General features: G+C 68.6%; 2 protein-coding genes (1 of these 2 cut by a window edge). Both read left to right on the top strand.

The window, feature by feature from the left end:
* Nucleotides 1-1,030 carry the 3' end of a non-ribosomal peptide synthase/polyketide synthase gene (locus AB0M74_RS13200; RefSeq protein WP_364905825.1) on the top strand. 16,823 nt of this gene lie to the left of the window's left edge, so the window shows 1,030 of its 17,853 coding nt (coding positions 16,824-17,853); its start codon lies beyond the left edge, outside the window; its stop codon occupies nt 1,028-1,030.
* A complete protein-coding gene (locus AB0M74_RS13205) occupies nt 1,030-26,289 on the top strand; it encodes a non-ribosomal peptide synthase/polyketide synthase (RefSeq protein WP_364905828.1) in 25,260 nt (8,419 codons plus the stop codon). The genes AB0M74_RS13200 and AB0M74_RS13205 overlap by 1 nt, the downstream gene beginning before the upstream one ends.
* Nucleotides 26,290-26,303 lie beyond the last annotated feature (14 nt).

Genomic DNA, 26,303 nt, shown 5'->3' on the forward strand with positions numbered 1-26,303 from the left:
CGGCGCCACGCTCGATCGCGCGGTCGATGCCGAGCTGAACCGCCAATTGAACCGCGTCGCCCGTGAGCACGGCACGACGTTGTTCACACTGATCCACAGCGCATTCGCGGTGCTGCTCGCCAAACTGTCCGGTACCGGTGACATCGCCATCGGCGCTCCGGTCGCAGGTCGCGGTGAACGTGAGCTCGACGATCTGATCGGCATGTTCGTCAACACGGTCGTGCTGCGCACCGAGATCGACCCGCGTACCGGCTTCGCCGATCTGCTCCGGCAGGCCAGGGACCGGGATGTGGCGGCGCTCTCGCACGCCGATGTGCCGTTCGAGCGCGTGGTCGACGCGCTGGAGCGTACGCGGTCGAGCACCTACACCCCGCTGTTCCAGGTCATGTTCACCTTCCAGAACATGCCCGCGGGCCGGGTGGCGCTGCCCGGGCTCGCGGTCGAGGCACTCGATCTGGAACTGGCCGAGGCGAAGTTCGATCTACAGCTCACTGGCATCGAAAAGTTCGACGCCGCAGGCGAACCGGCCGGACTACAGCTGAGATTCGGTTACGCGACCGACATTTTCGATGCCGCCACGGTCGGGCTGTTCGCCGATCGGCTACTGCGGGTGTTCTCGATCGTGGTGGCAGAACCATCGATCGCGATCCGGGCCATCGACATCCGCACCGGCGCGGACCAGGTGCGGCGCGCACCGAGCGCGGCCATCGAGCCGCCGGCAGTGGCCGAGCTGCCCGCGCTCATCGAGGCCGCGGCGGACATCGCGCCCGACGTCATCGCCTTCGAATACGGCGCGCACACAGTGACCTACGGCCAGCTCGCCGCCAAGATCGCGGCGGTCGCCGCGGCGATGGGCGCGGCGGCGAAACCGGAAGCGCTGATCAATGTCTCTCTCGCCGGGCTGGTGCCCGGCGTCTTGGCCGCGCTCGGCGGCAGTGGTCTCGCCGCAGTGCTGCGGACGCTGCTCACCGACACGCACACCGTCGTCGCCAACTCTGGGTTGGCCATCGATTCGGAAGGAAATAGCTGATGTCCCACGCAGAATCGGTCGCATCCAGCGAGCTCGGCAACGATAGTGCCGCGCATCCTCGTGCGGCGCTGCGCCGCGCCTACGGAATCGATGATCTACCAGGCTTGATCGGGACGGTCGCCGAGCTGGATCCGGATCGAATCGCGTTGCGTCATGCCGACACCGCGATCACCTACGGTGTGCTGGCCACCGAGCTCAGGGTGCTCGACGAGGCCATGGGTGGTGCGCTCGGCCCGGACGCACTGGTGCCGGTGGTGGTGTCGGGTCAGTTGCCGGAACTGATGGATTCGGCAGACGGCGCGCTCGGCGCGATTCTCGAGCAGCTGCTCGATGACGCACTCGACGCGGCGGTGGGGGTGCTGCCGACGAATTTCGCACCGACCGAGACGTTGATCAGCGAGTTCGAGGCCCAGGTTCGACTGACGCCCGATGCGGTCGCGCTGGAGTACGCGGGCGCGACTCTCACCTACGCCGAGTTCGACACCGAGGTCGATGCGCTTGCCCACCACTTGGTCGAGCGGGGTGTCGGCCCGGACTCGCTGGTCGGACTCGCGGTGCACCGTTCGTTCGAACTGCTCATCGGCATGTACGCGATCCTCAAGGCAGGCGGCGCCTATGTGCCGATCGACCCCGAACACCCCGCCGAGCGCATCGCCTATGTGCTCGAGGTCGCCGCACCGGTACTGGTGCTCACCACCACCCGCGATGAGCCGGAGCTGCCCGCGGGTATCGACGTGCTGCGGATCGATCGGTTCGACGCGGTCGCACCGGAATCGTTCGATGCCTGGCCCCGGCCGCTGGGCGACAGTACCGCCTACGTCATTTTCACCTCGGGCTCGACCGGCCGGCCCAAGGGTGTTGCGGTATCGCACCGGTCGATCGTCGCCAATCTGCGCTGGCGCGAGCGGCTGCACCGGCTGAACACGACCGATGTGGTGCTGCAGAAGACACCGTTCACCTTCGATGTCTCGGTGTGGGAGTTCTTCTGGCCGTTGCAGGTCGGCGCGCGGCTGGTGATCGCCGAGCCCGATGGCCACCGCGATCCGGCCTATCTGGTTCGCGTGATCGCCGAATGCGGTATCACCGTGGCACATTTCGTGCCGTCGATGTTGGCGGTGTTCATCGCGGAGGTGGATCCGGCGAACGCGGCGGCAGTGGAAACGCTGCGTCTGGTGATCGCTTCGGGTGAGGCGCTGCCCGCGGCGACCGGCGCCGCCTTCCGTGCGATCAGCGGGGCGTGCCTGTACAACACCTACGGTCCGACCGAGGCCGCGGTGGATATCACCTCACACGAAGTGACCGCCGCGGATGTCACGACCGTGCCGATCGGCGCACCCGCCGATGACTCCGAACTTCTGGTGCTGGACGACAATCTGCGGCCCGTGCCGAGCGGCGTCGTCGGGGAGCTGTATCTGGCCGGTGTGCAATTGGCCCGCGGTTACGTGGCGCGCCCCGGACTGACCGCCGACCGGTTCGTGGCCGATCCGGAAGGCCCGCCCGGTGAACGCATGTACCGCACCGGTGACCTGGCCCGCTGGCTGCCCGCTGTCGACGGCGGCCCGGCGGAGCTCGAGTATCTGGGCCGCACCGATTTTCAGGTGAAGTTGCGTGGCCTGCGCATCGAGTTGGGTGAGGTGGAGGTGGCGTTGCTGCGCAACCACCAGGTCGCGCAGGCTGTGGTGGTGCTGCACCAGCATGCGGGCGGCGACCATCTGGTCGGCTACGTCGTTGCCAACGGCGCTGCCGTGCTCGATGCCGCCGCGGTGCTCGAGGCCACCCGAGCGCAGCTGCCGGAGTACATGGTGCCGTCGTTGGTCATGGTGCTCGACGAGATGCCGGTGAATGCCAACGGCAAGCTGGATCGTCGTGCGCTGCCGGAGCCGGTATTCGGCTCCGGCGCTGTGGCATACCGGGAACCGACCACCGCGGCAGAACGGGCTGTCGCGGCGATCTTCGGTGAGCTGCTCGAGGCGGACCGGGTCGGAGCCGACGACGATTTCTTCGCCCTCGGTGGCAATTCGCTGATGGCGACGCGGGCCATTGCCCGGGTCGCGGCCGCGCTCGGGGTCGGCGTCGATGTTCGTGACTTCTTCGACCGTCCGACTGTGGCGGCGCTGGCCGCTTTGTCCGCCGCAGGCGCACCGGCTCGTCCTGCTCTGGTGGCAGGGACTCGGCCGGAGCGTATTCCGCTGTCGCCCGCGCAGCGGCGGATGTGGTTCCTCAACCGGTTCGGTACCGACACCGAGTCCGCGTACGTCTTCGACGCCGCGGCGGTGGACAACATTCCGGTCGCCCTACGGCTGCGTGGCGCGCTCGATGTCCAGGCGCTGTCGGTAGCGATCACCGATATCGTCGCGCGGCACGAGATCCTGCGCACCGTCTACCCACAGACCGACGCCGGACCGGTCCAGCAGGTGCGTTCGGTGCATGCCGTGTTCGATCTGTCGCCCGCGGAGGTCCCGGCGGCGGACCTTGCGGGCGCGGTCATGGCGATCGCCGGTCAGGGATTCGATGTCACCGAGGAGATCCCGGTCCGGGTGCGGTTGCTGCGCAGCAGCGCACAGGACCACACGCTGGTCCTGGTGGTGCACCACATCGCCGCCGACGGCGTCTCGATGGGGCCGTTGATGCGTGACCTGATCACCGCGTATTCCGCCCGCGGCAGCGGACGCGGGCCGGACTGGGCGCCGCTGACGGTGCAGTACGCGGACTACGCGCTGTGGCAGCAGCGGGTGCTCGGGGACGAAGCCGACCCCGAATCCACGGCCGCACGTCAGCTCGACTTCTGGGCCGCCGAACTCGCCGAGCTACCTGGCCAATTGGAGCTACCCGCCGATCGTCCCCGGCCCTCGACCGCCTCCTACCGCGGCGCGACTCACGCGTTCGCCATCGATACCGCGCTGCGGGCGCAGCTCGATGCGATCGCCGCACGGTATCGGGCCACGCCGTTCATGGTGCTGCACGCCGCGCTGGCCGCGCTGCTGGCCAGGCTTTCGGGCACCTCCGACATCGCGATCGGAACCCCGGTCGCCGGTCGCGGTGATCGAGCCCTCGACGACCTCGTCGGCATGTTCGTCAACACTCTCGTGCTGCGTACCGAGGTGCGTGGTGCGGCGTCCTTCGCCGACCTCCTCGCCCACGCCCGCGACCGCGACCTGCGGGCCTTCGCGCACAGCGACATCCCCTTCGAGCGCCTTGTCGAGGTGGTCGATCCGGCCCGTTCCCAGGCCAGGCACCCGCTGTTCCAGGTCGCGATATTCATGCAGAACATCGGTCCGATCGCACTGACCATGCCGGGCCTGGCCGCGGACATCGTCGATTTCGATCCCGGGTTCGCCAAGTTCGATCTCCAGCTGACCATCTCCGACACCGGTGCGGCCGACGCCGACTACCGCGCCGAATTCACCTATGCCACCGACCTGTTCGACCCCGCTACCGTCCGCGAGTTCGGCGTGAAGTTCCTGCGGTTGCTGCGCGCTGTCGTCGCGACGCCGGATATCCCGGTCGGCGATATCGAACTCTTGGACGCGGGCGAACTCGACTATGTCACCGCGAGCTGGAATGCCAGCGGGCACAAGGTGGTCGACCGGTTCCTGCACGAGGGGTTCGACAACCAGGTTCGGCGTACCCCGAATGCGGTGGCACTGGTGAGTGATACGACGGAGCTGACCTACACCGAGCTCTCCGAGCGCGCCAACCGACTGGCTCGGCTGCTGATCGAGACCGGCATCGGACCGGAGACGCTGGTGGTGCTCGCGCTGCCACGATCGATCGAACTGGTCGTGGCCATGTACGCGGTGCTGCGGGCGGGCGGGGCCTATGTACCGATAGACCCCGATCACCCTGCCGAACGAATTCGGCACATTCTCCACACCGCACGGCCGCACGTCGTGCTCACCACGCGCTCGACCGGCTTCGCGTTGCCCGACGCGGCCGATCTTCCCCTGATCCACCTCGACGAGCTCGAGCTGTCGGGCTACTCGGTCGCCAAGATCGGCGACCGCGAACGGCTCGCGGCGCTGCGCCCCGAGCATCCGGCCTACGTCATCTTCACCTCCGGCTCGACCGGCAGGCCGAAAGGCGTGGCCATCGAGCACCGCGCTATCGCCAACCAGCTGGCCTGGATGCACGACGAATACCGCATCCGCACCGGCGATGTGTACTTGCAGAAGACCGCGACCACCTTCGATGTCTCGCTGTGGGGCTATTTCTTGCCGCTGCGCGCGGGTGCGACCCTGCTGCTCGCCGCCGCGGACGGCCATCGCGATCCCCGCTACCTCGCGGAAATGATCGCTCGCCATCGGGTTACGCTGACCGACTTCGTACCCTCCATGCTTTCGGTGTTCGCTGCCCACGCCGAGCCGGCGGAACTCGACTCGCTGCGTGAGGTTTTCGTCATCGGCGAGGCGTTGGCGCCCGAGACCATCGCCGCCTTCCACGCCGTCAGCGCCGCTGCTGTACACAACCTCTACGGGCCGACCGAGGCCGCTGTCTCGATCACCGCACGCGAGGTGACCACCGACGACGCCCCGCTGGTGCCGATCGGTGAACCGGAGTGGAATTCCCAGGTCTACGTGCTGGATTCGCGGCTACGCCCGGTGCCGATCGGGGTCCCCGGTGAGCTGTATCTGGCGGGCGATCAGCTGGCGCGCGGCTATTACGGGCGGACGGACCTGACCGCCGATCGCTTCGTCGCGAACCCGTTCGGCCGCTGCGGTGACCGGATGTACCGCACCGGCGACCTGGTGCGGTGGAGCCGGGACGGCGAACTGGTCTACCTCGGCCGCGTCGACTTCCAGGTGAAATTCCGCGGCCAGCGTATCGAGCTCGCCGACATCGAGACCGCCTTGCTCACAGTGCCAGGGGTGAGTCGGGCCGCGGCGCGGTTGATCAGTGCCGATACCGGTGACTACCTCGCGGGGTATGTGGTTGGCACGTCGGACGGCGAGCTCGACCTCGACGCGGTACAGGCGGCGGTGGCCGGGGAATTGCCCGGATACATGGTGCCCACCGCACTCGTCGAGCTGACCGAGTTCCCGCTCAACACCAGCGGCAAGCTGGACCGCGGTGCGCTACCGCTACCGGTATTGCAGCCCAGACGATTTCGAGCGCCGATCAATGCCACGCAGCGCCTGGTCGCCGCCGTGTTCGCCGACGTGCTTCGGGTCGAGCGGGTGGGGTTGGACGACGACTTCTTCGCGCTCGGCGGCAGCTCGCTGGACGCCACCCAGGTCACCGCGCGGGCAGGGGAAGCCCTCGGCACCCGAATTCCGGTTCGTGCGCTCTTCGAGGCGTCGACGGTGGCGGGCTTGGCTGCGACGGTGAGTGAACTGAGCACGACCGGTGCGCCGCGCCGTCGACTGGTACCCGAGGGACGCCCCGACTTGATTCCGCTGTCACTGGCGCAGCAGCGGATGTGGTTTCTCAACCGCTTCGACACCACCTCGGCAGTGCACAACATCCCGGTCGCGGTCCGGTTGACCGGCGATCTGGATATCTCGGCGTTGCAGCAGGCAGTCACCGATGTCCTCGGCAGGCACGAGGCGCTGCGCACGGTCTATCCGGAGCAGGATGGTGTCGCCTACCAGCTGGTGCTGACCCTCGACGAGATGGCTGTGGACCTGACACCCATTCCGGTGGAGGTCGAAGCGCTCGGTGCACGCATCGCCGAGGAGGTGTCCGGCGGCTTCGATGTGACCAGCGAGGTCCCACTGCGAGCCGAACTGTTCCGGATCGTCGGCGCGGAACTCGACGCCGGTGCGGAGTACGTCCTGGTGCTCGTCGCGCACCACATCAGTGCGGATGGGTGGTCCTTGGGGCCGCTCACGCGCGACGTCATGGCGGCCTACGTTGCGCGTGCCGCACGGGTCGCGCCTGCGTGGGTGCCGCTGCCGGTGCAGTACGCGGATTACAGCATCTGGCAGCGCGAGGCGCTCGGTGCGGAATCCGATCCGGACAGTCTGATCTCGGCACAGGCCGCATACTGGCGCCGCGCCCTCGACGGCCTGCCCGCAGAGCTGAATCTGCCCTCGGACCGGCCGCGACCCTCGGTGCCGTCGTATACCGGTGGGCGGGTGGAGTTTTCGATCGAGGCCGAGCTGCGGGAGGGCCTGCAGCGGATCGCCCGCGCCAAGCAGGCGACCCTGTTCATGGTCGTGCACACCGCACTCGCGGTCTTCCTCGCCCGCTTGTCCGACACCGAAGACATCGCGATCGGCACCCCGGTCGCAGGCCGCGGCGACACCGAACTCGACGACCTGATCGGCATGTTCGTCAACACCCTCGTGCTGCGCACCCACGTGCCGGGGCACCGGAGCTTCACTGCGTTGCTGGAGCAAATCAGAGACGCCGACCTGCAGGCGTTCGCACACGCCGATCTGCCGTTCGAGCGGCTGGTCGAGCTGTTGAATCCGGAGCGCTCGACGGCGCGGCACCCGCTGTTCCAGGTGGCATTGACCTCGGAGGACCTGCCGCAGAGCCGGTTCGAGCTGCCCGGGTTGCTCGTCGAGGCGGTCGATATCGAATTCGACGCCGCGAAGTTCGATCTGTCGCTGGCCATCCGCCGTACCGAATCCGGCATGCTGGCCGAATTCCGCTATGCGCGGGATCTGTTCGACGAGGCCACCGTTCGGGTATTCGCGCAGCGGTTCACCCAGCTGCTCACCGAGATCGTCGCCCGGCCCGACGCCGCTGTCGGTGATCTGCCGCTGCTGGCCGAGTCCGAGTACACCGCGCTGACCCGCGTGCCCGAGGACGAGGTGATGGCGACCGCGCTGCTGCCCGACCTGCTCACCCGAGGGGTGCGATTCGGCAGGAGCCGGATTGCGGTGCGGTACGAGGGCAGATCGATCACCTACGGCGAGCTCGACGACTATTCCTCGCGGCTGGCCCGTGTCCTCATCGATCGTGGAATCGGCCCGGAAAGCCTTGTCGCGGTGTCCTTTCCGAGATCGTATGAGATGGTGACAGCGGTGCTCGCCATCGCCAAAGCCGGTGGTGCGCACGTGCCGGTCGATCCGACCTATCCGGTGGATCGGGTGCGGCACATGGTGATCGACTCCGCCGCAGTGCTCGGCATCACGGGTTCCGATCACCTCGACCGTCTGCCCGACGACGTGGACTGGCTCGTCCTCGACGCGCCCTCGACGATCGCGCGGTGCGCGGCGAAGTCCGCCGCACCCGTGACCGATGCCGATCGCGTGACCCCGCTGCGAATGCAGCACCCGGCGTATGTGATCTACACGTCGGGGTCGACCGGTATGCCCAAGGGCGTCACGGTGACCCATTCCGGTCTCGGCGGTCTCACCGACCACGCGACCCGGCTCTACCAGCTGGGATCCGAGCACCGGTTCCTGCACATCTGCTCGCCCAGTTTCGATCCGTCGGTGCTCGAGTGGATGAGCGCCTTCTCCGTGGGCGCGACACTGGTGATCGTGCCGTCGAGCATCATCGGCGGCGAGGAGCTCGGCGCCCTGCTGCGCGCGGAGGGCGTGACCCACACGATCATTACGCCCGCGGTGCTCGGCACCGTCGACCCCGCCGGTCAGCAGCAGCTGTTGATGGCCTCGGTCGGCGGCGATGTGACGACACCGGAACTGCTGGCCAAATGGCAGCCGGGCCGGCGGTACCTCAATGGATACGGCCCGACCGAGACCACGATTATTTCCTCCTACGCGCAGCTGTCGGCGGGGCGGCACATCACCATCGGCACACCGGTGCACGGTATGGCGGCGCTGGTGCTCGATGGCCGCCTCAACCCGGTGCCACCGGGTGTGACGGGTGAATTGTATTTGGCCGGTGGTGGGTTGGCGCGCGGCTACCGCAATCGTGCCGGGCTGTCGGCGGCTCGGTTCGTGGCCAATCCCTGGGGCGCGCCCGGCGCACGGATGTACCGGACCGGTGATGTGGTGCGCTGGTTGGACGGGGAGCTCGAGTACGTCGGTCGCTCGGATTTCCAGGTGAAGATCCGCGGGTTCCGCATCGAACTCGGTGAGATCGATGCGGTACTCACCGGACACCCGGATATCCAGTTCGCCACCACCATGGGACGCGAGCATGCCTCCGGCGCAACGATTCTCGTCTCTTATGTGCTGCCTGTACCGGGCCGGTCACCGGATTCGACCGAACTCACCTCCTTCGCCGCAGGCACGTTGCCGTCGCACATGGTGCCCGCGGCCATCGTGGTGCTCGCGCGGCTTCCGCTGACTCCCGTCGGCAAGCTGGACCGCAAGGCATTGCCCGAACCGGTGCTGGCCTCGGTGGAGTTCCGCGCGCCCGCCGGCGACACCGAGCCCATCGTGGCAGCGACCTTCGCCGCACTGCTGGGCGCCGATCGGGTCGGCGCGGACGACGACTTCTTCGCACTCGGCGGAAACTCGCTCATCGCCACACAACTGGCCGCGCGGCTGACCAAAGCACTGGGCACACAGGTTCCGGTGCGCGCGGTCTTCGACGCGCCGACCGTGCGCGATCTCGCCGGCAGGATCGCGGCGGCGGAAACCGAACAGCGGCCGCTGCCGCCGCTGGTCGCGCAGGCCCGCGACGGGGCGATACCGTTGTCGATCGCGCAGCAGCGCATGTGGTTCCTCAACAGATTCGACGCCCGCGGCGGCTACAACATCCCGTTCGCGCTGCGGCTGACCGGCATGCTGAACGTGTCTGCGCTCCACACGGCGATCGCCGACCTGATCGGCAGGCACGAAACGCTGCGCACTCTGTACCCGGAGCGCGACGGCGCGGCCACCCAGCTGATCCTGCCCGCCGGAACCCGGCTGGTCGAGCTGGTTGCGGAGCCGGTCGCCGCCGCCGAGCTGGCACGGATCGTCACCGCCGTGGCACAGACCGGCTTCGACGTCACCACCGAGGTGCCGCTGCGGGTGCGTTTGCTACGCCTGGACACGGAGCCGGGCACGACACCGGTGCGTGCCGACCAGCAGGTGCACATCCTGCTTTTCGTGGTGCATCACATCGCCGCCGACGGCTGGTCGGCCGCGCCGCTGACCCGTGACCTGGCCACCGCCTATGTGGCCCGCTGCGCGGGCCTCGCACCCGCCTGGGGTGCATTACCTGTGCAGTACGCGGACTTCGCGATCTGGCAGCGTGCCGCGCTGGGAGGCAGCGAGGACAAGGCGTCGGTGCTGACCCGCCAATTGCGATATTGGACACGGCGTTTGGATGGCATACCCGAGGTGCTGACTCTCCCCTCGGATCGACCGCGCCCGGCAGTGTCGACCCACCGAGGAGCCGCGATCACCGGCCGATTGGATCGTGCACTGCACCAGCAGATCCAGGACGTGGCGACAACGCACCGGGTTTCGCCGTTCATGGTTCTGCACACCGCGCTCGCGGTACTGCTCGCCCGCCTCGCGGGCACCGCCGAGGTAGTGATCGGCGCGCCGGTCGCGGGCCGGGGCGACGAGGCGCTCGACGAACTCGTCGGCATGTTCGTCAATACGCTGCTACTGCGCACCGACGTTCGATCCGACATACGGCTGGCCGAGTTGCTCGCCCACGTCCGCGACACCGATCTCGCCGCATTCGATCACGCGGCCGTACCATTCGAGCAGCTGGTCGAGGTGTTGAATCCGGTTCGCTCCCAGGCGCATGCGCCGCTGTACCAGGTGTCGCTGACACTGCAGAACCAGACCAAGCCGGACTTCCGGCTCAACCGGCTCGCCATCGCCGCCATCGATGCGGGTCCGGGTCCGATCCAGTTGGACTTGGACTGGACGCTCACCGACCGCTACGACACCGACGGCTCGGCCGACGGCATCGACGTGCATCTGCACTACGCACTCGACTTGTTCGACGAACACACTGCCGCCGGATTCCTGGCCGGTTTCGAACGGGTGCTGCGCGCCATCGCGCGCGACGCTCGCGCCATGGTCGGCGAGGTCGAGCTGATGTCGGTGGCCGAGCGCGGACTGCTGCTCTGCGACCGCAATGCCACCGTGCACCGGCTGCCCCGCGAGACACTCGGCGACCTGCTCGATCGCCGCGCCGCGGCGAGCCCCGATGCCGCCGCGCTGCTGTTCGAGGGTGGCTGTGTGACCTACGGCGAACTCGCTGCCAGGTCGAACCGGCTTGCCCGTCGGCTGATCTCGGAAGGGGTCGGCCCGGACACGATCGTCGGGCTCGCCGCGCGGAAGTCCGTCGAGATGATGGTGGCGATGTTCGCGATCGTGCAAGCGGGCGGCGCGTATCTGCCTGTGGATCCCGATCATCCTGCCGAACGGATCGAACACATCCTCGGTACGGCAGGCGCGCGGCTGGTGCTCGCCGCAGGCGGGGTGACGCTGCCCACGGTGCCCGGAGTCCGGGTGACCGTCGTCGAGCAGTTGGAACTCTCGGGCCTGGCCGCGGGCCCGATGCTCGGCAGCGACCGCATCGCACCACTGCGACCGGACAACGCCGCCTATGTGCTGTTCACGTCGGGCTCGACCGGTCTGCCCAAGGGCGTGACCACCAGCCATCGCGCCATCATGAACCAATTGCGCTGGCTGGAAAGCCGATACGAGGTCACCGCCGCCGATCGGATCATGCAGCGGGCGCCGCTCACCTTCGACGTCTCGGTGTGGGAATGCTTCCTGCCTGCCGCAGTCGGTGCGCCACTGGTGATTCCGCGCCCCGGTGGTCACCTCGACCTGGACTACCTGGCGGGGCTGATGCGCGAACACGCCGTCACCATCGCCGAGCACGTGCCTTCGGTGCTTGCCGCGCTGATCGCCGAAGGCCACGGCGACGCACTGCGCTCGTTCCGCCATTTGCATTGCGGCGGCGAGGCATTGCCGTCGGAGCTGCTCGGCGCGCTGCGCGCGCATGTCGGCGGGGCCGTGCACAATGCCTACGGGCCGACCGAAGCCGCGATCTCGACGATCTACCACGAATTCACCGACGCCGACCGCGGCCCCGATCTGGCCATCGGCCGACCGAACTGGAACACTCGCGCCTACGTGCTCGACACCCGGCTGCGTCCGGTGCCGACAGGTGTGACGGGTGAGCTGTATTTGGCGGGCGATCAGTTGGCGCGCGGCTACGAAGGCCGCACCGGACTCACCGCCGAGCGGTTCCTCGCCGATCCGTTCGGCGTGCCAGGGGCCCGCATGTACCGCACCGGCGACCTGGTGCGCTGGAACCGGGACGGCGATCTGGTCTATCTGGGCCGCAACGATTTCCAGGTGAAACTGCGCGGTCAACGGATCGAGCTCGGCGAAATCGAATCGGCGTTACTGGCGGTCGCGGGCGTCACGAACGCCGCGGTGCTGTTGGCACCCGACACCGCGGGCACCGAATGCCTGGTGGGCTATGTGTCCGGCACCGGACTGTCGGCAGCCACGGTGCACGCCGCGGTGCGCGACCGGCTGCCCGGTTACATGGTGCCCGCGCACCTGGTCGTGCTGGAGGAGATGCCGCTGACCACCGTGGGCAAACTCGACCGCGAGGCATTGCCGAGTGTCGAGTTCACCGGTTCGGCCACGGTATTCCGTGCGCCGCGCGAGGGGTGCGAATCGGTGCTTGCCGCGCTGATCGGTGGCCTGCTCGGGGTCGCCGATGACGCGCCGATCGGCGCCGACGACGACTTCTTCGCGCGCGGCGGCAATTCTCTGCTCGCCATGCGCCTGGTCGCCCGCGCGAATGCCGCGCTGGGCTGTGATCTGAACGTGCGTGCGGTATTCGAGTCGCCGACCGTCGCGGAACTGGCCGTGCACGCGACCCGGACGCCGCGACGGGCCCTTCCGCCGCTCGTTGCTGCGGCGCGCCCGTCGCGAATCCCACTGTCGCAGGCCCAGACCCGAATGTGGTTGCTCAACCGCCTCGACCCGGAATCGGCGGTCTACAACATCCCGATAGCCATTCGGCTCGCGGGCGCACTGGACCGCGCCGCCCTGAGCGCCGCCTTGCTCGATGTCATCGGTAGGCACGAGTCGCTGCGGACGGTCTTCCCGGACGACGGCGCGGGACCTGTCCAGGTGGTCACCCCCATGGCGGAGGTCGGTCTGCGGCTGCGTCAGGTGGACGTCACCGCCGACGAGCTGCCCAGCGCGGTCGTAGCGGCCCTCGGGCTCGGATTCGACCTGCGCACCAGCCTGCCGGTACGGGCCACGCTGTGGGGAGTCGGGCCGCACGATCACGTGCTGGTCGTCGTCGTGCACCATATCGCCGCGGACGGCGTCTCCACCGGCCCGCTGGCCAGGGACCTGATGGCCGCCTATGCCGCGCGCACGGCGGGCACGCGGCCGCAATGGCGTCCGCTGCCGGTGCAGTACGCGGACTTCACCCTGTGGCAGCACGAAGTATTGGGCTCGGCCACCGATCCGGAATCGGTGCTGGCGCACCAGATCGCGCACTGGCGCACCGAACTCGACGGGCTCGCACCGGTTCTCGAACTGCCGACCGACCGGCCACGTCCCGCGGTCGCCTCCGGCCGTGGCGCTGCGGTCGGCTTCGAGGTCGCCGCCGAGCTGACCGCGGCGATTGCCGATCTCGCGCGCAGGCACGGAGTATCGACCTTCATGGTGGTGCACGCCGCCTTCGCCGCCGTGCTCGCGCGGCTGGCGGGAAGCGATGATGTCGCGATCGGCACACCCATTGCCGGCCGGGCCGAGGAAGCCCTCGACGATCTGGTCGGCATGTTCGTCAACACCCTGGTGCTGCGTACCGCAGTGTCGCCCGACGCGTCGTTCGGCGTGCTGCTCGCACAGGTGCGCGACACCGATGTCCGTGCCTTCGCGAATGCCGATCTGCCCTTCGAGCGGCTGGTCGAGGAGCTGAATCCGGTGCGTTCGCAGGCACATTCGCCGATCATTCAAACGCTGCTCACCTTCGAGCATCGCGACGACACGATGCTGCGGCTGCCCGGGCTGGCGGTCTCGGCGTTCGAGTTGGACAATCCGATCGCGCAGTTCGAGTTGTCGCTGGCGCTGACGGAGGTCGCCGCGGCAGGCGGCACCGCACTGCGTGCGGAACTGCGCTATGCGACCGACCTGTTCGACGAGTCGACGGTCCGGTCCTTCGCCGCACGTTTCGTGCGGGTGCTGGCGACCGTGGTGCTGGATTCGACGGTGCGGGTCGGTGACATCGAACTGCTGGATGACGCCGAGCGGATGCGCATCCTGGAATCCTGGAACGCCACGACCGTCGAGTTCGACGCCGCGGCGACGCTGGTGTCGCTGTTCGAGGCCCAGGTGGCGCGGACACCCTTCGCACCCGCGGTCACCCAGGCGGGCACCAGTCTGTCCTACTCGGACTTCGCCGCGAGCGTGCATCGGTTGGCACGGCTGCTCGTCGCGCAGGGTGTCGGGCCGGATTCGCTGGTGGCACTGGGGATGCGGCGTTCGATCGACCTGGTCATCGGCATGTACGCGGTGACCGTCGCGGGTGGTGCCTACCTCCCGCTCGACCCGGATCACCCGGCCGAGCGCACCGAATATGTGCTCGCGACCGCGCAGCCGGTCTGTGTGCTGACCGCGGGGCACGATCTGGAAGTCGGGGGAGTGCGGCAGCTCAGGATCGACCGTCTCGACCTCACCGCCTATTCGGCGCAGCCGCTGACCGACGCGGACCGACTAGGGGTGTTGACCCCGGACCATCCCGCCTATGTGATCTTCACGTCGGGCTCGACCGGTCGGCCGAAGGGCGTCACGGTATCGCACGCGGCGATCGTCAACCGGCTGCGCTGGATGCAGGCCGAATACCGGCTGTCCGATGACGATGTCGTCTTGCAGAAGACGCCCGCGACCTTCGATGTGTCGGTGTGGGAGTTCTTCTGGCCGTTGCAGGTCGGCGCCCGGTTGATCGTCGCGCGCCCGGACGGGCATCGCGACCCGGTCTACCTGGCCCGCCTGATGTCCGCCGAGCGGGTCACCGTCGTGCATTTCGTGCCCTCGATGCTCGCGGTGTTCGTCGCCGATGAACTTGCCGCGCAGTGTGTTTCGCTGCGCCAGGTGTTCGCTTCCGGGGAAGCGTTGTCCGCGGGAACAGCGCAGCGGTTGCGTGCACTGACCGGGGCCCACCTGCACAACCTCTACGGTCCGACCGAAGCCGCCGTCGATGTGACCTACCACGAGGTCACCGACGCCGACGTGGTGTCGGTGCCGATCGGGCGACCGGCGTCCAACACCCGGGTGTACGTGCTGGATTCGCGGCTGCGTCCGGTGCCCGCCGGAATCGCGGGCGAACTGTATCTGGCGGGTAGGCAACTGGCGCAGGGGTATGTGGCCCGCGCGGAGCTGACCGCGGATCGGTTCGTGGCCAGTCCGTTCGGCGCGGGCGAGCGGATGTACCGCACCGGTGACCTGGTGCGATGGACCATGGCAGGCGAACTGGAATATCTGGGCCGCACCGACTTCCAGGTGAAACTGCGTGGTCTGCGCATCGAACTCGGCGAGATCGAGGCAGCGCTGACCGCCCTGGCCGCCATCGGACAGGCCGTCGTAGTGGTGCGCACCGACGACCGGCTCGGCGACCAGCTGGTCGCGTATCTGATCGCGGCGCGGACGGCCCTCGACACCGACGGCGTGCGCGCCGAGCTGAACACCGTGTTGCCCGCGTACATGATGCCCTCGGCGTTCGTCGTGTTGGATACTCTCCCGCTCAACGCTTCCGGCAAACTCGATCGCGCGGCGCTGCCCGCCCCGGAGTTCCATACGGCGGCTTATCGCGCGCCGCAGAGCGATGCCGAGCACATGGTCGCGGGCATCATCGGCGAGCTGCTCGGCATCGAAAAGCTCGGCGCGCAAGACGATTTCTTCGCGCTCGGCGGCAACTCGCTGATCGCCACCCAGGTGGCCGCGCGACTCGGCGTCGCGGTGGACGCGGACATCCCGGTCCGGCTGTTGTTCGAGGCACCGACCGTGGCGGGGCTCGCCGCCGGCGCGGCCCGGCTGGCAGGTACCAGTCGTCGTCCGAAGCTCGCCGCGCGGCGACGGCCCGAGCTGGTGGCGCTGTCACCGGCGCAGCAGCGCATGTGGTTCCTCAACCGTTTCGATCCGGACGAGACGGTCAACAACATCCCGGTCGCCATCCGCCTGACCGGCGACCTCGACACCGGCGCACTGGCCGCCGCGCTCGCCGACGTGGTCGGCAGGCACGAGACGCTGCGCACCGTCTATCCGGATATCGACGGCGTCGGGTTCCAGCGCATCCTGGACCGCACCCACACTCCGTCGATCGTGGCGCTCGATCCGACGAATGTGGCTGCCGCGCTGGTGGATCTGGCGGCAGCGCCGTTCGACGTCACCGCCGCGGTGCCGCTGCGCGTCGGCCTGGCCCGGCTGTCCGATCGCGAACACATTCTCGCGCTCGTGGTGCATCACATCGCCGCCGACGGCTTTTCGATGGGCCCACTGGCTCGCGATATCGCCGGCGCCTATGCGGCGCGCGCCACCGGCGGCGCACCGGTATGGACCGAACTCGATGTGCAGTATGCCGATTACGCGCTCTGGCAGCGTGAGCTGCTCGGGGCCGAGGACGATCCGCACTCGCAGGCCGCCGCACAACTACGCTACTGGCAGCAGACGCTGCGTGGGCTGCCCGCACAGCTCGACCTGCCTACCGACCGGCCGCGTCCGGCAGTCGCGACCCATGCCGCGGCGACCACCACGCTCGCTCTCGATGCGACGCTTCGGGACGGAATCGCCGTCCTCGCACGGCGATACGATGCCAGCCCGTTCATGGTGGCGCATGCCGCGCTCGCCGCGCTGCTCGCCAGATTGTCGGGCGGGCAAGACATTGTCATCGGTGCACCGATCGCGGGCCGTGGCGCTGCCGCACTCGACGATCTGGTCGGCATGTTCGTCAATACCCTGGTGCTGCGCGCCGAGGTGCCCGGTTCGGACACCTTCGCCGCCGTGCTGCGACGGGTGCGCGAGGGCGACCTGGATGCCTTCGCGCATGCCGAGCTGCCGTTCGAGCGACTGGTCGAGGTGCTCGACCCGCCCCGGTCTCGGGCGCGCCATCCGCTGTTCCAGATCGCGCTGTTCTTCCAGAACCTCGCGCCGGTCGCGGTCGAGCAGGCTGGGGTGACCCTCGCCGAGCATGACGTCGAGTACGCGACGACCCGATTCGATCTACAGCTGACCGTCGCCGACGATGCGTTCCGGTTCACCTATGCGACAGATCTTTTCGACGAGTCGACCATCGTCACTTTCGGCGCCAGACTTACCCGCCTGCTGGCGGCGGTCGTCGCCGACCCCGAGCAGGTGGTCGGCGATATCGACCTGTTCGAGTCCGGCGAATGGGACCGGGTGGTACGCCGGTGGAACGACTCGGCGCACACCGCGTTCGTCGCGGAACTGCTGCACGACGAGTTCGAGGCGCAGGCCGCGGCCACCCCGGACGCCACGGCGCTGGTGTTCGCGGCCGAGCACAGCAGCGCAGGCACGACAATCACCTACCGCGAATTGGACCGTCGGATCAACCAGCTCGCCCGATGCCTGATCGCCGGGGGAGTTGGACCGGAATCGCTGGTGGCGCTGGCTATTCGGCGTTCGATCGACCTGGTGGTCGCGATGTACGCGGTGCTCGAGGCCGGTGGCGCCTACGTCCCGATCGATCCGGATCACCCGAGCCGACGCATTGCGCACATTCTCGAGACCGCACAGCCTGCCGCGCTGCTCATCACCGAAGCCGATCGAACCGACTTCGGCTACGGCGGTCCGACGATCTGCGTCGACACGGTCGCTCTCAACGGCTACACCGACGAACCGATCGCGGCCGAGGAGCGGACCGGCGTCCTCGACCCGCACCACCCCGCCTATGTCCTGTTCACCTCCGGGTCGACGGGTAAGCCCAAGGGTGTCAGCGTCTCGCACGCCGCAATCGTCAACCAGATGACCTGGATGCAGTCGGAGTACGAGCTGACCTCGGAGGATGTGTACCTCCAGAAGACGGCGACTACCTTCGACGTCTCGCTGTGGGGGTATTTCCTGCCGCTGCGGGTCGGGGCGACCCTGGTCCTGGCCACCCCGGAGGGGCACCGCGATCCGGGCTATCTGACCGAGGTCATCGCCGAGCACGGCGTGACCGTCACCGATTTCGTTCCCTCGATGCTGAGTGCCTTCGCGGGGCACGCCGACGCCACCGCGCTCGCGACGCTGCGCACGGTGTTCGTCATCGGTGAGGCACTGCCCGCCGAAACTGTCCGCGCCTTCGGTGCGGTCAGCCGGGCCGGGCTGCACAACTTGTACGGCCCGACCGAGGCGGCGGTGAGCATCACCCACCGCGACGTCACCGGTGAAATCGACCGCACCGTCATGCCGATCGGCAATCCGGAATGGAACAGCCGGGTCTACGTACTGGACGCGCGCCTGCGCCCGACGCTGCCCGGTGCCGCGGGAGAGCTGTACCTGGCGGGCACCCAGCTCGCCCGCGGCTACCACGGTAGGCCCGACCTGACCTCGGACCGATTCGTCGCCAACCCCTTCGGCGGGCCCGGTGAGCGCATGTACCGTACCGGCGATCTGGTGCGCTGGGAAACCGGCGCGAACACCGCCGAATTGGTGTACTTGGGCCGCACCGACTTCCAGGTGAAGTTCCTCGGGCAGCGCATCGAACTGGGCGAGATCGAATCCGTGGTGGCCGCGGTGGCGGGCGTCGGCCAGGCTGCCGCCGGGGTCGTCAGCGCCGGTGTCGGCGAACACCTGGTGGTGTATGTGACCCTGCTCGGTGACATCGGCGCCGACGTCGAGAGTCGAGTACTGCGCGCCGCGTCCGACGCCTTGCCGTCCTACATGGTGCCCTCGGCGGTCGTGGTGCTGGATGTCTTCCCGCTCAACGCTTCCGGCAAACTCGATCGAAACACCCTGCCGGAGCCGGTGTTCGACCGGACCGTTTATCGCGCGCCGGTCACCCCGGCCGAGCGTCTCGTCGCCGCGGCATTCGAGGCGGTGCTCGGGTCCGCCCCCGTTGGTGCCGACGACAGCTTCTTCGACCTGGGTGGCAATTCGCTGATCGCCACCCGCGTACTCGCTCGACTCGGCGAGCGGCTCGGTCGGCGGGTTCCGGTGCGGTTGCTGTTCGAGGCGCCGACCGTACGGGAGCTGGCCGACAGACTCGCCGCCGAAGCGGACGCGGCCGAACAGGTATTGCCGCTGATCGCCGGACCGCGCCCCGAGCTCGTTCCGCTCGCGCCGGTGCAGCGTGGCATGTGGTTCCTCAACCGCCTCGACCCGGCGTCGGCGGTGCACAACATCCCGGTTGCCGTGCGCATCCGCGGCGGACTCGACGAGGTCGCCCTGTGTGCCGCGTTCGCCGATGTGGTCGCGCGGCACGAGGTGCTGCGCACGATGTATCCGGTGGATGCCACCGGCACCGGCCACCAGGTGATCCTGCCCGCCGCGCCGGCACCGGTGCGGCTGGTCATCGACACCAGGCAGGAGCGGTCGGTCGACGAGCGCATTGCCGAATTCATCGGTGCCGGTTTCGATGTCAGCACCGAGGTGCCGGTGCGCGCGGTGCTGCTGCGCGAGCACGAATCCAGTCACGTGCTCGTCGCCGTGCTGCACCACATCGCCGCAGACGGCTATTCGATGAATCCCTTGCTGCGGGACCTGCTGTCGGCCTATCTGTCCCGACTACTCGACACCGCGCCGACCTGGCCCGAACTCGCCGCGCAGTACGCCGACTACGCGCTGTGGCAGACGCAGTCGCTGGATTCGGTGGCCGCGCCGCAGCTCGCCCACTGGCGTGAAACCCTGCGCGCATTGCCGGAAGAGCTCACGCTGCCCACCGACCGGGCGCGGCCTGCCGTCGCATCCAAGCGTGGCGCGAACATTCGCGCGCGGATCGGTGGCGGAGTCGGCGCCCGCGTGCGCGAGCTTGCGAGGCAACACACTGCGACCTCGTTCATGGTCGTGCACGCTGCCCTCGCGGTGCTGCTCGCTCGACTGTCCGGATCCACCGATATCGCCATCGGCACGCCGGTCGCCGGGCGCGGTGCGGCCGCGCTCGACGACCTGGTCGGCATGTTCGTCAACACCCTGGTGCTGCGTACCCGTCCGGACCGCGACATGTCGTTCACCGAACTGCTCATCCAGACCAGGACAGTCGATCTGGCGGCCTTCGCCAACGCGACGGTTCCGTTCGAGCGAGTCGCCGACGAACTCGGCGTCGAGCGCTCACAGGCGCGCCATCCGCTCTTCACGGTCGCGCTCAGCTACGCCGACACCGGGAGCGGCACTGTCTCGGTGCCCGGCCTCGACCTGACGCCGGTCGAATTCGACGAGCCGGTGGCGCGATTCGATCTACAGTTCACTGTCGCCGCCGAACCGGATGCCGACGGTCATCTTGCGGTCGAGCTGAACTACGCCACCGACCTGTTCGACGCGGACACCGCCGCCACGCTGCTGCGCCGATTCGCCCGCCTCCTCGGCGCGCTCACCGCGAATCCCGATAGGGCGATCGGTGCGGCCGATCTGCTCGCGCCTGCCGAACGCGCCGCACTGCTCGGCAGGCGGGGCGCAGACCCGGTGCGGGCGCAGACCCTCGCCGAGCTGATGGCCGCGGCCGTCGCCAAGAATCCCGATGCCACTGCGCTGATCGCGACCGACAGGGAGCTGACCTATCGAGCCATGGACGCACAGTCGTCGCGGCTGGCCAGAATGCTCATCGGTCACGGCATCGGCGCAGAAGACTTCGTCGCCGTGGCCATCCCGCGTTCGGTCGAGTCGGTGCTCGCCGTGTGGGCGGTAGCCAAGACCGGCGCCGCGTTCGTTCCGGTCGACCCGACCTACCCGGCCGATCGGATCGCGCACATGCTGTCGGATTCCGGTGCGGCGGTCGGACTGACGACCACCGTGAGCCGGCCAGGGCTGCCCGGCAGCGCCGAATGGCTGCTGCTGGACGCGCCCGCCGTCGCGGCGCGGATGCGGCATACCAGCGCCGGGCCGATCGGTGCGGACGAACTGGTCCGGCCGGTGCGGATCGACAACCCCGCGTGGATGATCTACACCTCCGGCTCGACCGGCGTCCCCAAGGGGGTGTTGGCCACGCACGCCGGTCTCGCCGGAATCGCACGTGCCCAGCGTGATCGGTACGCGATCACCTCGGCATCCAGGACACTGCACGTCACCTCGCCGAGCTTCGACGCCTCGATGCTCGAACTGCTGCTCGCCCTGCCCGCCGGTGCGGCGATGGTCGTGGCACCGTCCGGTATCTACGGTGGTGCCGAACTGACTGCGCTGCTGCGCGACCAACGTGTGACCCATGCGTTCATCACACCGGCCGTGCTGTACACCCTCGACGCGGCGCAGCTGCCCGAGCTCACCCATCTGACCGTCGGCGGCGAGTCCTACAGCCCGGATGTGGTGCAGCGCTGGGGAACTACGCGTGCCTTCTTCAACACCTACGGTCCTACCGAGACCACGGTCATCACCAATATCAGTGCACGGATCCAGCCCGGCGACCCGTTCGACATCGGCACGCCGATCCACGGCATGTCGGCGGTAGTGCTCGATACCGGACTGCAACCGGTCCCGGTCGGGGTCACCGGTGAGCTGTACCTGCGCGGGCCCGGTCTCGCCCGTGGCTACCACGCACGGCCGGCATTGTCGGCAGACCGCTTCATCGCCGACCCCTACGGTCCCCCGGGCGGACGGTTGTACCGAACCGGCGACCTGGTCCGCTGGAGTATCGAGGGTGCGATCCACTATGTGGGACGCGCCGATCACCAAGTCAAGGTGCGCGGCCTGCGCATCGAGCTCGGTGAGATCGACGCCGTGCTCGCCGCGCACGAAACCGTCGAATACGCGGTGACTGTCGGCCACACCGATCGCGCGGGGAACGTGTCGTTGGTCGCCTACGTGGTCGCTGCCGCGCACGCGACGATCGACCCCGCGGAGCTCGCCGCCTTTGCCGGACGCGCATTGACGGCCTACATGGTGCCCGCCGCCATCATGGTGCTCGATGGCATGCCGCTGACCCCCACCGGAAAACTGGATAGAAAAGCCTTGCCGGAACCAGATTTCCGGACCGTGCAGGCGCGCGCCGCCTATCGCGCGCCGGAGACCGCCTTCGAGCGAGCAGTCGCCGAGATCATCGCGGAGGTGCTCGGCCTCGACCGGCCGAATGCGGTCGGAGCCGACGACGATTTCTTCGCACTCGGCGGGAATTCGCTGATCGCCACGCAACTGGCCGCTCGGCTCGGCAACCGTCTGGATCTGACGGTCGGGGTCCGGATGGTTTTCGAGCATCCGACGGTGCGCGCCATGGCCACCGCCCTTGCCGCCACCGATCCGGTCGCGGCACCGGCCCGTCCGGCCCTGACCAGGCGCAGCGGAACGGATCCGGTTCCGCTGTCGCTCGCACAACAGCGCATGTGGTTCCTCAACCGGCTCGACCGCCAATCCACCGCCTACAACATTCCGTTGGCGGTGCGGCTGACCGGCGATCTCGACGTCACCGCCTTGAACGCGGCGATCATCGATGTGGTGGCGCGCCACGAGGTGTTGCGCACCGTCTACCCGCAGCGCGATCGCGGCCCTGTGCAGGTGGTGCTTCCGATCGAGCAGGCGAGCGTGCCCACGCTCGCACCGATCCGGATTCCCCTCGACGACCTCGTCGCGGCGGTAACCGATTTCATCGGCGGCGGCTTCGACGTCACCGAATCGGTGCCGGTGCGGGCCCGGTTGTTCGTTCCCGTCGCGGCCGAGGCGGCAACGGCGGGCGAACATGTGCTTGTGGTGGTCGTGCACCACATCGCCGCCGACGGTTCGTCACTGGTGCCGCTGGCCCGCGACGTCATGGTCGCCTACGCCGCGCGCAAACAGGGCAGCATCCCCGCGTGGGCGCCACTTCCGGTGCAGTACGCGGATTACAGCGTGTGGCAACGGCGGCTGCTCGGCTCCGAGGACGATCCGCAGTCGCTGGTCTCTCGGCAACTCCGGTTCTGGACCGAAACACTCGCCGAACTGCCCGCGCAGCTCGCCCTGCCGACCGACCGGCCGCGACCGGCCGTCATCTCCACCCGCGGCAGGCATGTGGATTTCACGATCGACGCGCGGGCGCACACCCGCCTGACGGAGCTGGGTCGCGCATCCGGTGCGACGCTGTTCATGGTGGTGCATGCCGCATTCGCGGTCTTGCTCGCACGCCTGTCGGGTACATCGGACATCGCGCTGGGCACCCCCATCGCGGGCCGCGGCGAGGCCGCGCTCGACGATGTGGTCGGCATGTTCGTCAACACCCTGGTGCTGCGCACCCAGGTGGACGCGGCCGAAGGATTCACCGAGCTGCTCGACCAGGTTCGCACCAGGGATGTGGCGGCCTTCTCCCACGCGGACGTGCCGTTCGAGCGTCTGGTCGAGGTGCTGAATCCCGAGCGCTCGACCGCGCGGCACCCGCTGTTCCAGGTCGGCTTTTCCTTCCACAACCAGACCGAGGCGGAGTTCGCACTGGATGGGTTGACCGCCACCGCGGTCGATTTCGATTACGAAATCTCGCAATTCGACCTGCACCTGGTGGTGACCGACCGATACGACGCGCACGGCGATCCGGCGGGCATGTCCGCCTCGATCACCTACGCGACGGCACTGTTCGACGAGTCCACGGTCGCGGGCTTCGCCGGACGGCTGCAACGGCTGCTGAGCGCGGTGTGCGCCGCGCCGCACCAACCGGTCGGTGATCTCACGCTGCTCGATACCGCCGAACACGAGCGGATGATCGTGACCTGGAACCGGGCCGACCTGGCGTTCGTACCGGCCACTCTGGCCACCGCATTCGACGCGCAGGTGGCGCGGACACCGGACGCGGTGGCCGTCGTCGACGGCGAGACCACCCTGACCTACGCGGAGTTCGGTGCTCGGGTGCACCGGCTGGCCCGCGCTCTCATCGGACGCGGCATCGGTCCGGAAGCGCTGGTGGCTCTCGCTATCCCGCGCAGTCTCGACCTGATGGTCGCGATGTACGCCGTGGTGGCCGCGGGCGGCGCGTATGTGCCCCTGGACCCCACGCATCCGCTGGAACGCATTGTGAGCGTGCTGGCCGCCGCCAACCCCGCCTTGGTGCTGACCGCCACCGGCGTGCCGATGTTGCCGGTATCGGTGGCGCAACACGATGTGGTGCTGGATATCTCGATTGCCGACGCGGTGGCGGATGCGAGGCCGGTGCGCGCCGAGGAGCGGGTGGCGGCACTCACGCCATCGAACACCGCCTATGTCATCTTCACTTCCGGCTCGACCGGCACACCCAAGGGTGTTGCCGTGCCGCACGCGGCCGTCGCGCACCAATTGGACTGGATGCAGTCGGAGTACCGCCTGGATACCGACGACGCGAGCTTGCTGATGACCTCGGCGGCGTTCGACCTCTCGGTCTGGGAATTCTGGTGGGCCTTGCGCACCGGAGCCCGGGTAGTGCTCGCACCGCGGGGTGTCCAGCATGACCCGGCCGCGCTGGTGGATCTGATTCGACGCGCATCGGTGACTACGGTGACGCTGGTGCCGTCGCTACTGGCCATGGTGGTCGAGGTGTCCGGCGTCCGTCGTCTGCCGCGCGCCCTGCGCAGGCTGCTCGTCATCGGCGAGGCACTGCCGACCGCGACCGTCGATCGCGTGGGTGCGCTCACCGATGCCAGGATCGACAACCTGTACGGCCCCACCGAAGCGACCGTCTCGGTCACTCGATTCCGGGCCGGTGCGAGCACCGCGCACGCGGTGGTGCCGATCGGCACCCCGGAGTCGGGCAACCAGGTCTACGTCCTCGACGACCGGCTGCACGCGGTTCCGGCCGGTGTCACCGGCGAGCTGTACCTCGGTGGAGCGCAGCTGGCCAGGGGGTATCACGGACGGCCGGCGCTGACCGCGCAACGGTTCGTCGCCAACCCGTTCGGCACCCTGGGGACGCGCCTGTACCGCACCGGCGACATCGTGCGCTGGGGCGCGGACGGCAACCTGGAGTACGTCGAACGCCGTGACTTCCAGGTGAAGGTTCGCGGCTACCGCATCGAGCTCGCCGAGATCGAACACGCGCTGCGCTCGCAACGCAATGTGTCGGAGGCCGTCGTGGTCGCCCAACACACCGGGGACGCGAATGCGATGCTGATCGGGTATTTCACGGCGACCGAGCAACTCGAGCAGGACGCGCTGCGCTCGGCGCTGACCGATGTCCTGCCCAGCTACATGGTCCCGGCGCTGCTGTGGCAGCTAGAGGCGTTGCCGCTGAACGCGAACGGCAAGGTCGACCGGGCGGCCCTGCCACGACCGGAGCCGAGTACCCGCGAATTCCGGGCGCCGACCACCGAACTAGAGCGGACCGTCTGCGCGGTCTTCGCCGAGGTGTTGGATACCGGGCGAATCGGGCTCGACGACAACTTCTTCGAACGCGGCGGCAACTCGCTGCTCGCCACCAGGCTCGCCACCCGCCTGAGTGCTGCGCTCATCGAAGAGATCCCGGTGGTCTGGCTGTTCGCCGCCCCGACACCGGCGGGTGTGGTCGCGCGGTTGGCCACGCGTCGGTCCGGCCGCGGCCGGGTCGAGGCACAGGCGGCGTTCGACGTGCTGCTGCCGCTGCGGCCGGGCGGTGCCCGCGAGCCGCTGTTCTGCCTGCATCCGGTCGGTGGTGTCGCATGGTCTTTCGCGGGGCTCGCCGCGCATATCGACCCCGAGCGCGGCATCTACGGCCTCCAGTCGCCGGTGTTGAGTTCGGATGCCGCCCTGCCGGATTCGATCGAGGACTGGGCGCTGCGCTACGCACGCGAAATCCGCGCCGTACAGCCGGAAGGCCCATACCACCTGCTCGGCTGGTCGCTCGGCGGTGTGCTCGCGCACGCCGTGGCGATCCACCTGCAGGATGAGGGCAGGCATGTCGCCTTGCTCGCCATGATGGACAGCTCGCTGAACGTTGAGGTGGATGAGTCGGCGACAGTGTCGCTGGCCGATCTGCTCGGCGGCCTGCTCGGCGAACAGGCCGACGACGCGGACGCCGAACTCGACGCGTCCCGGCTCGCACAACGCATCGCCGTATTGCCGGAACCGTTCGCCTCCTTCGGCGCCGAGCGTCTGGGTCGGGTCCTGGAGGCGGGCACCCGCTCGCTGCGGCTCATCACCCGCTACCGCCCGCGCCCCTACAAGGGCAATCTCGTCTATTTCACCGCGGCGCTCGACGACCCGACCGGCGCTACCGGCGCCGCGAGCTGGTCGGACGCCATCGACGGCACCGTGCACAACCACGCCGTCCAGTCCTCGCACTGGCGGATGACTTCCGGGTCCGCTCTCGCCCGTATCGGCCATGTACTGACCACGGTGTTGGCCGATGCGGACCGTGCGTGATCCCGATTCTCCCG

The organism is Nocardia sp. NPDC051463, assembly GCF_040681975.1.
Lineage (GTDB): Bacteria > Actinomycetota > Actinomycetes > Mycobacteriales > Mycobacteriaceae > Nocardia.

Bases quoted from the DNA above. Each gene is read 5' to 3' on its own strand.
- AB0M74_RS13205 (WP_364905828.1), top strand. From the start codon at position 1,030: ATGTCCCACGCAGAATCGGTCGCATCCAGCGAGCTCGGCAACGATAGT.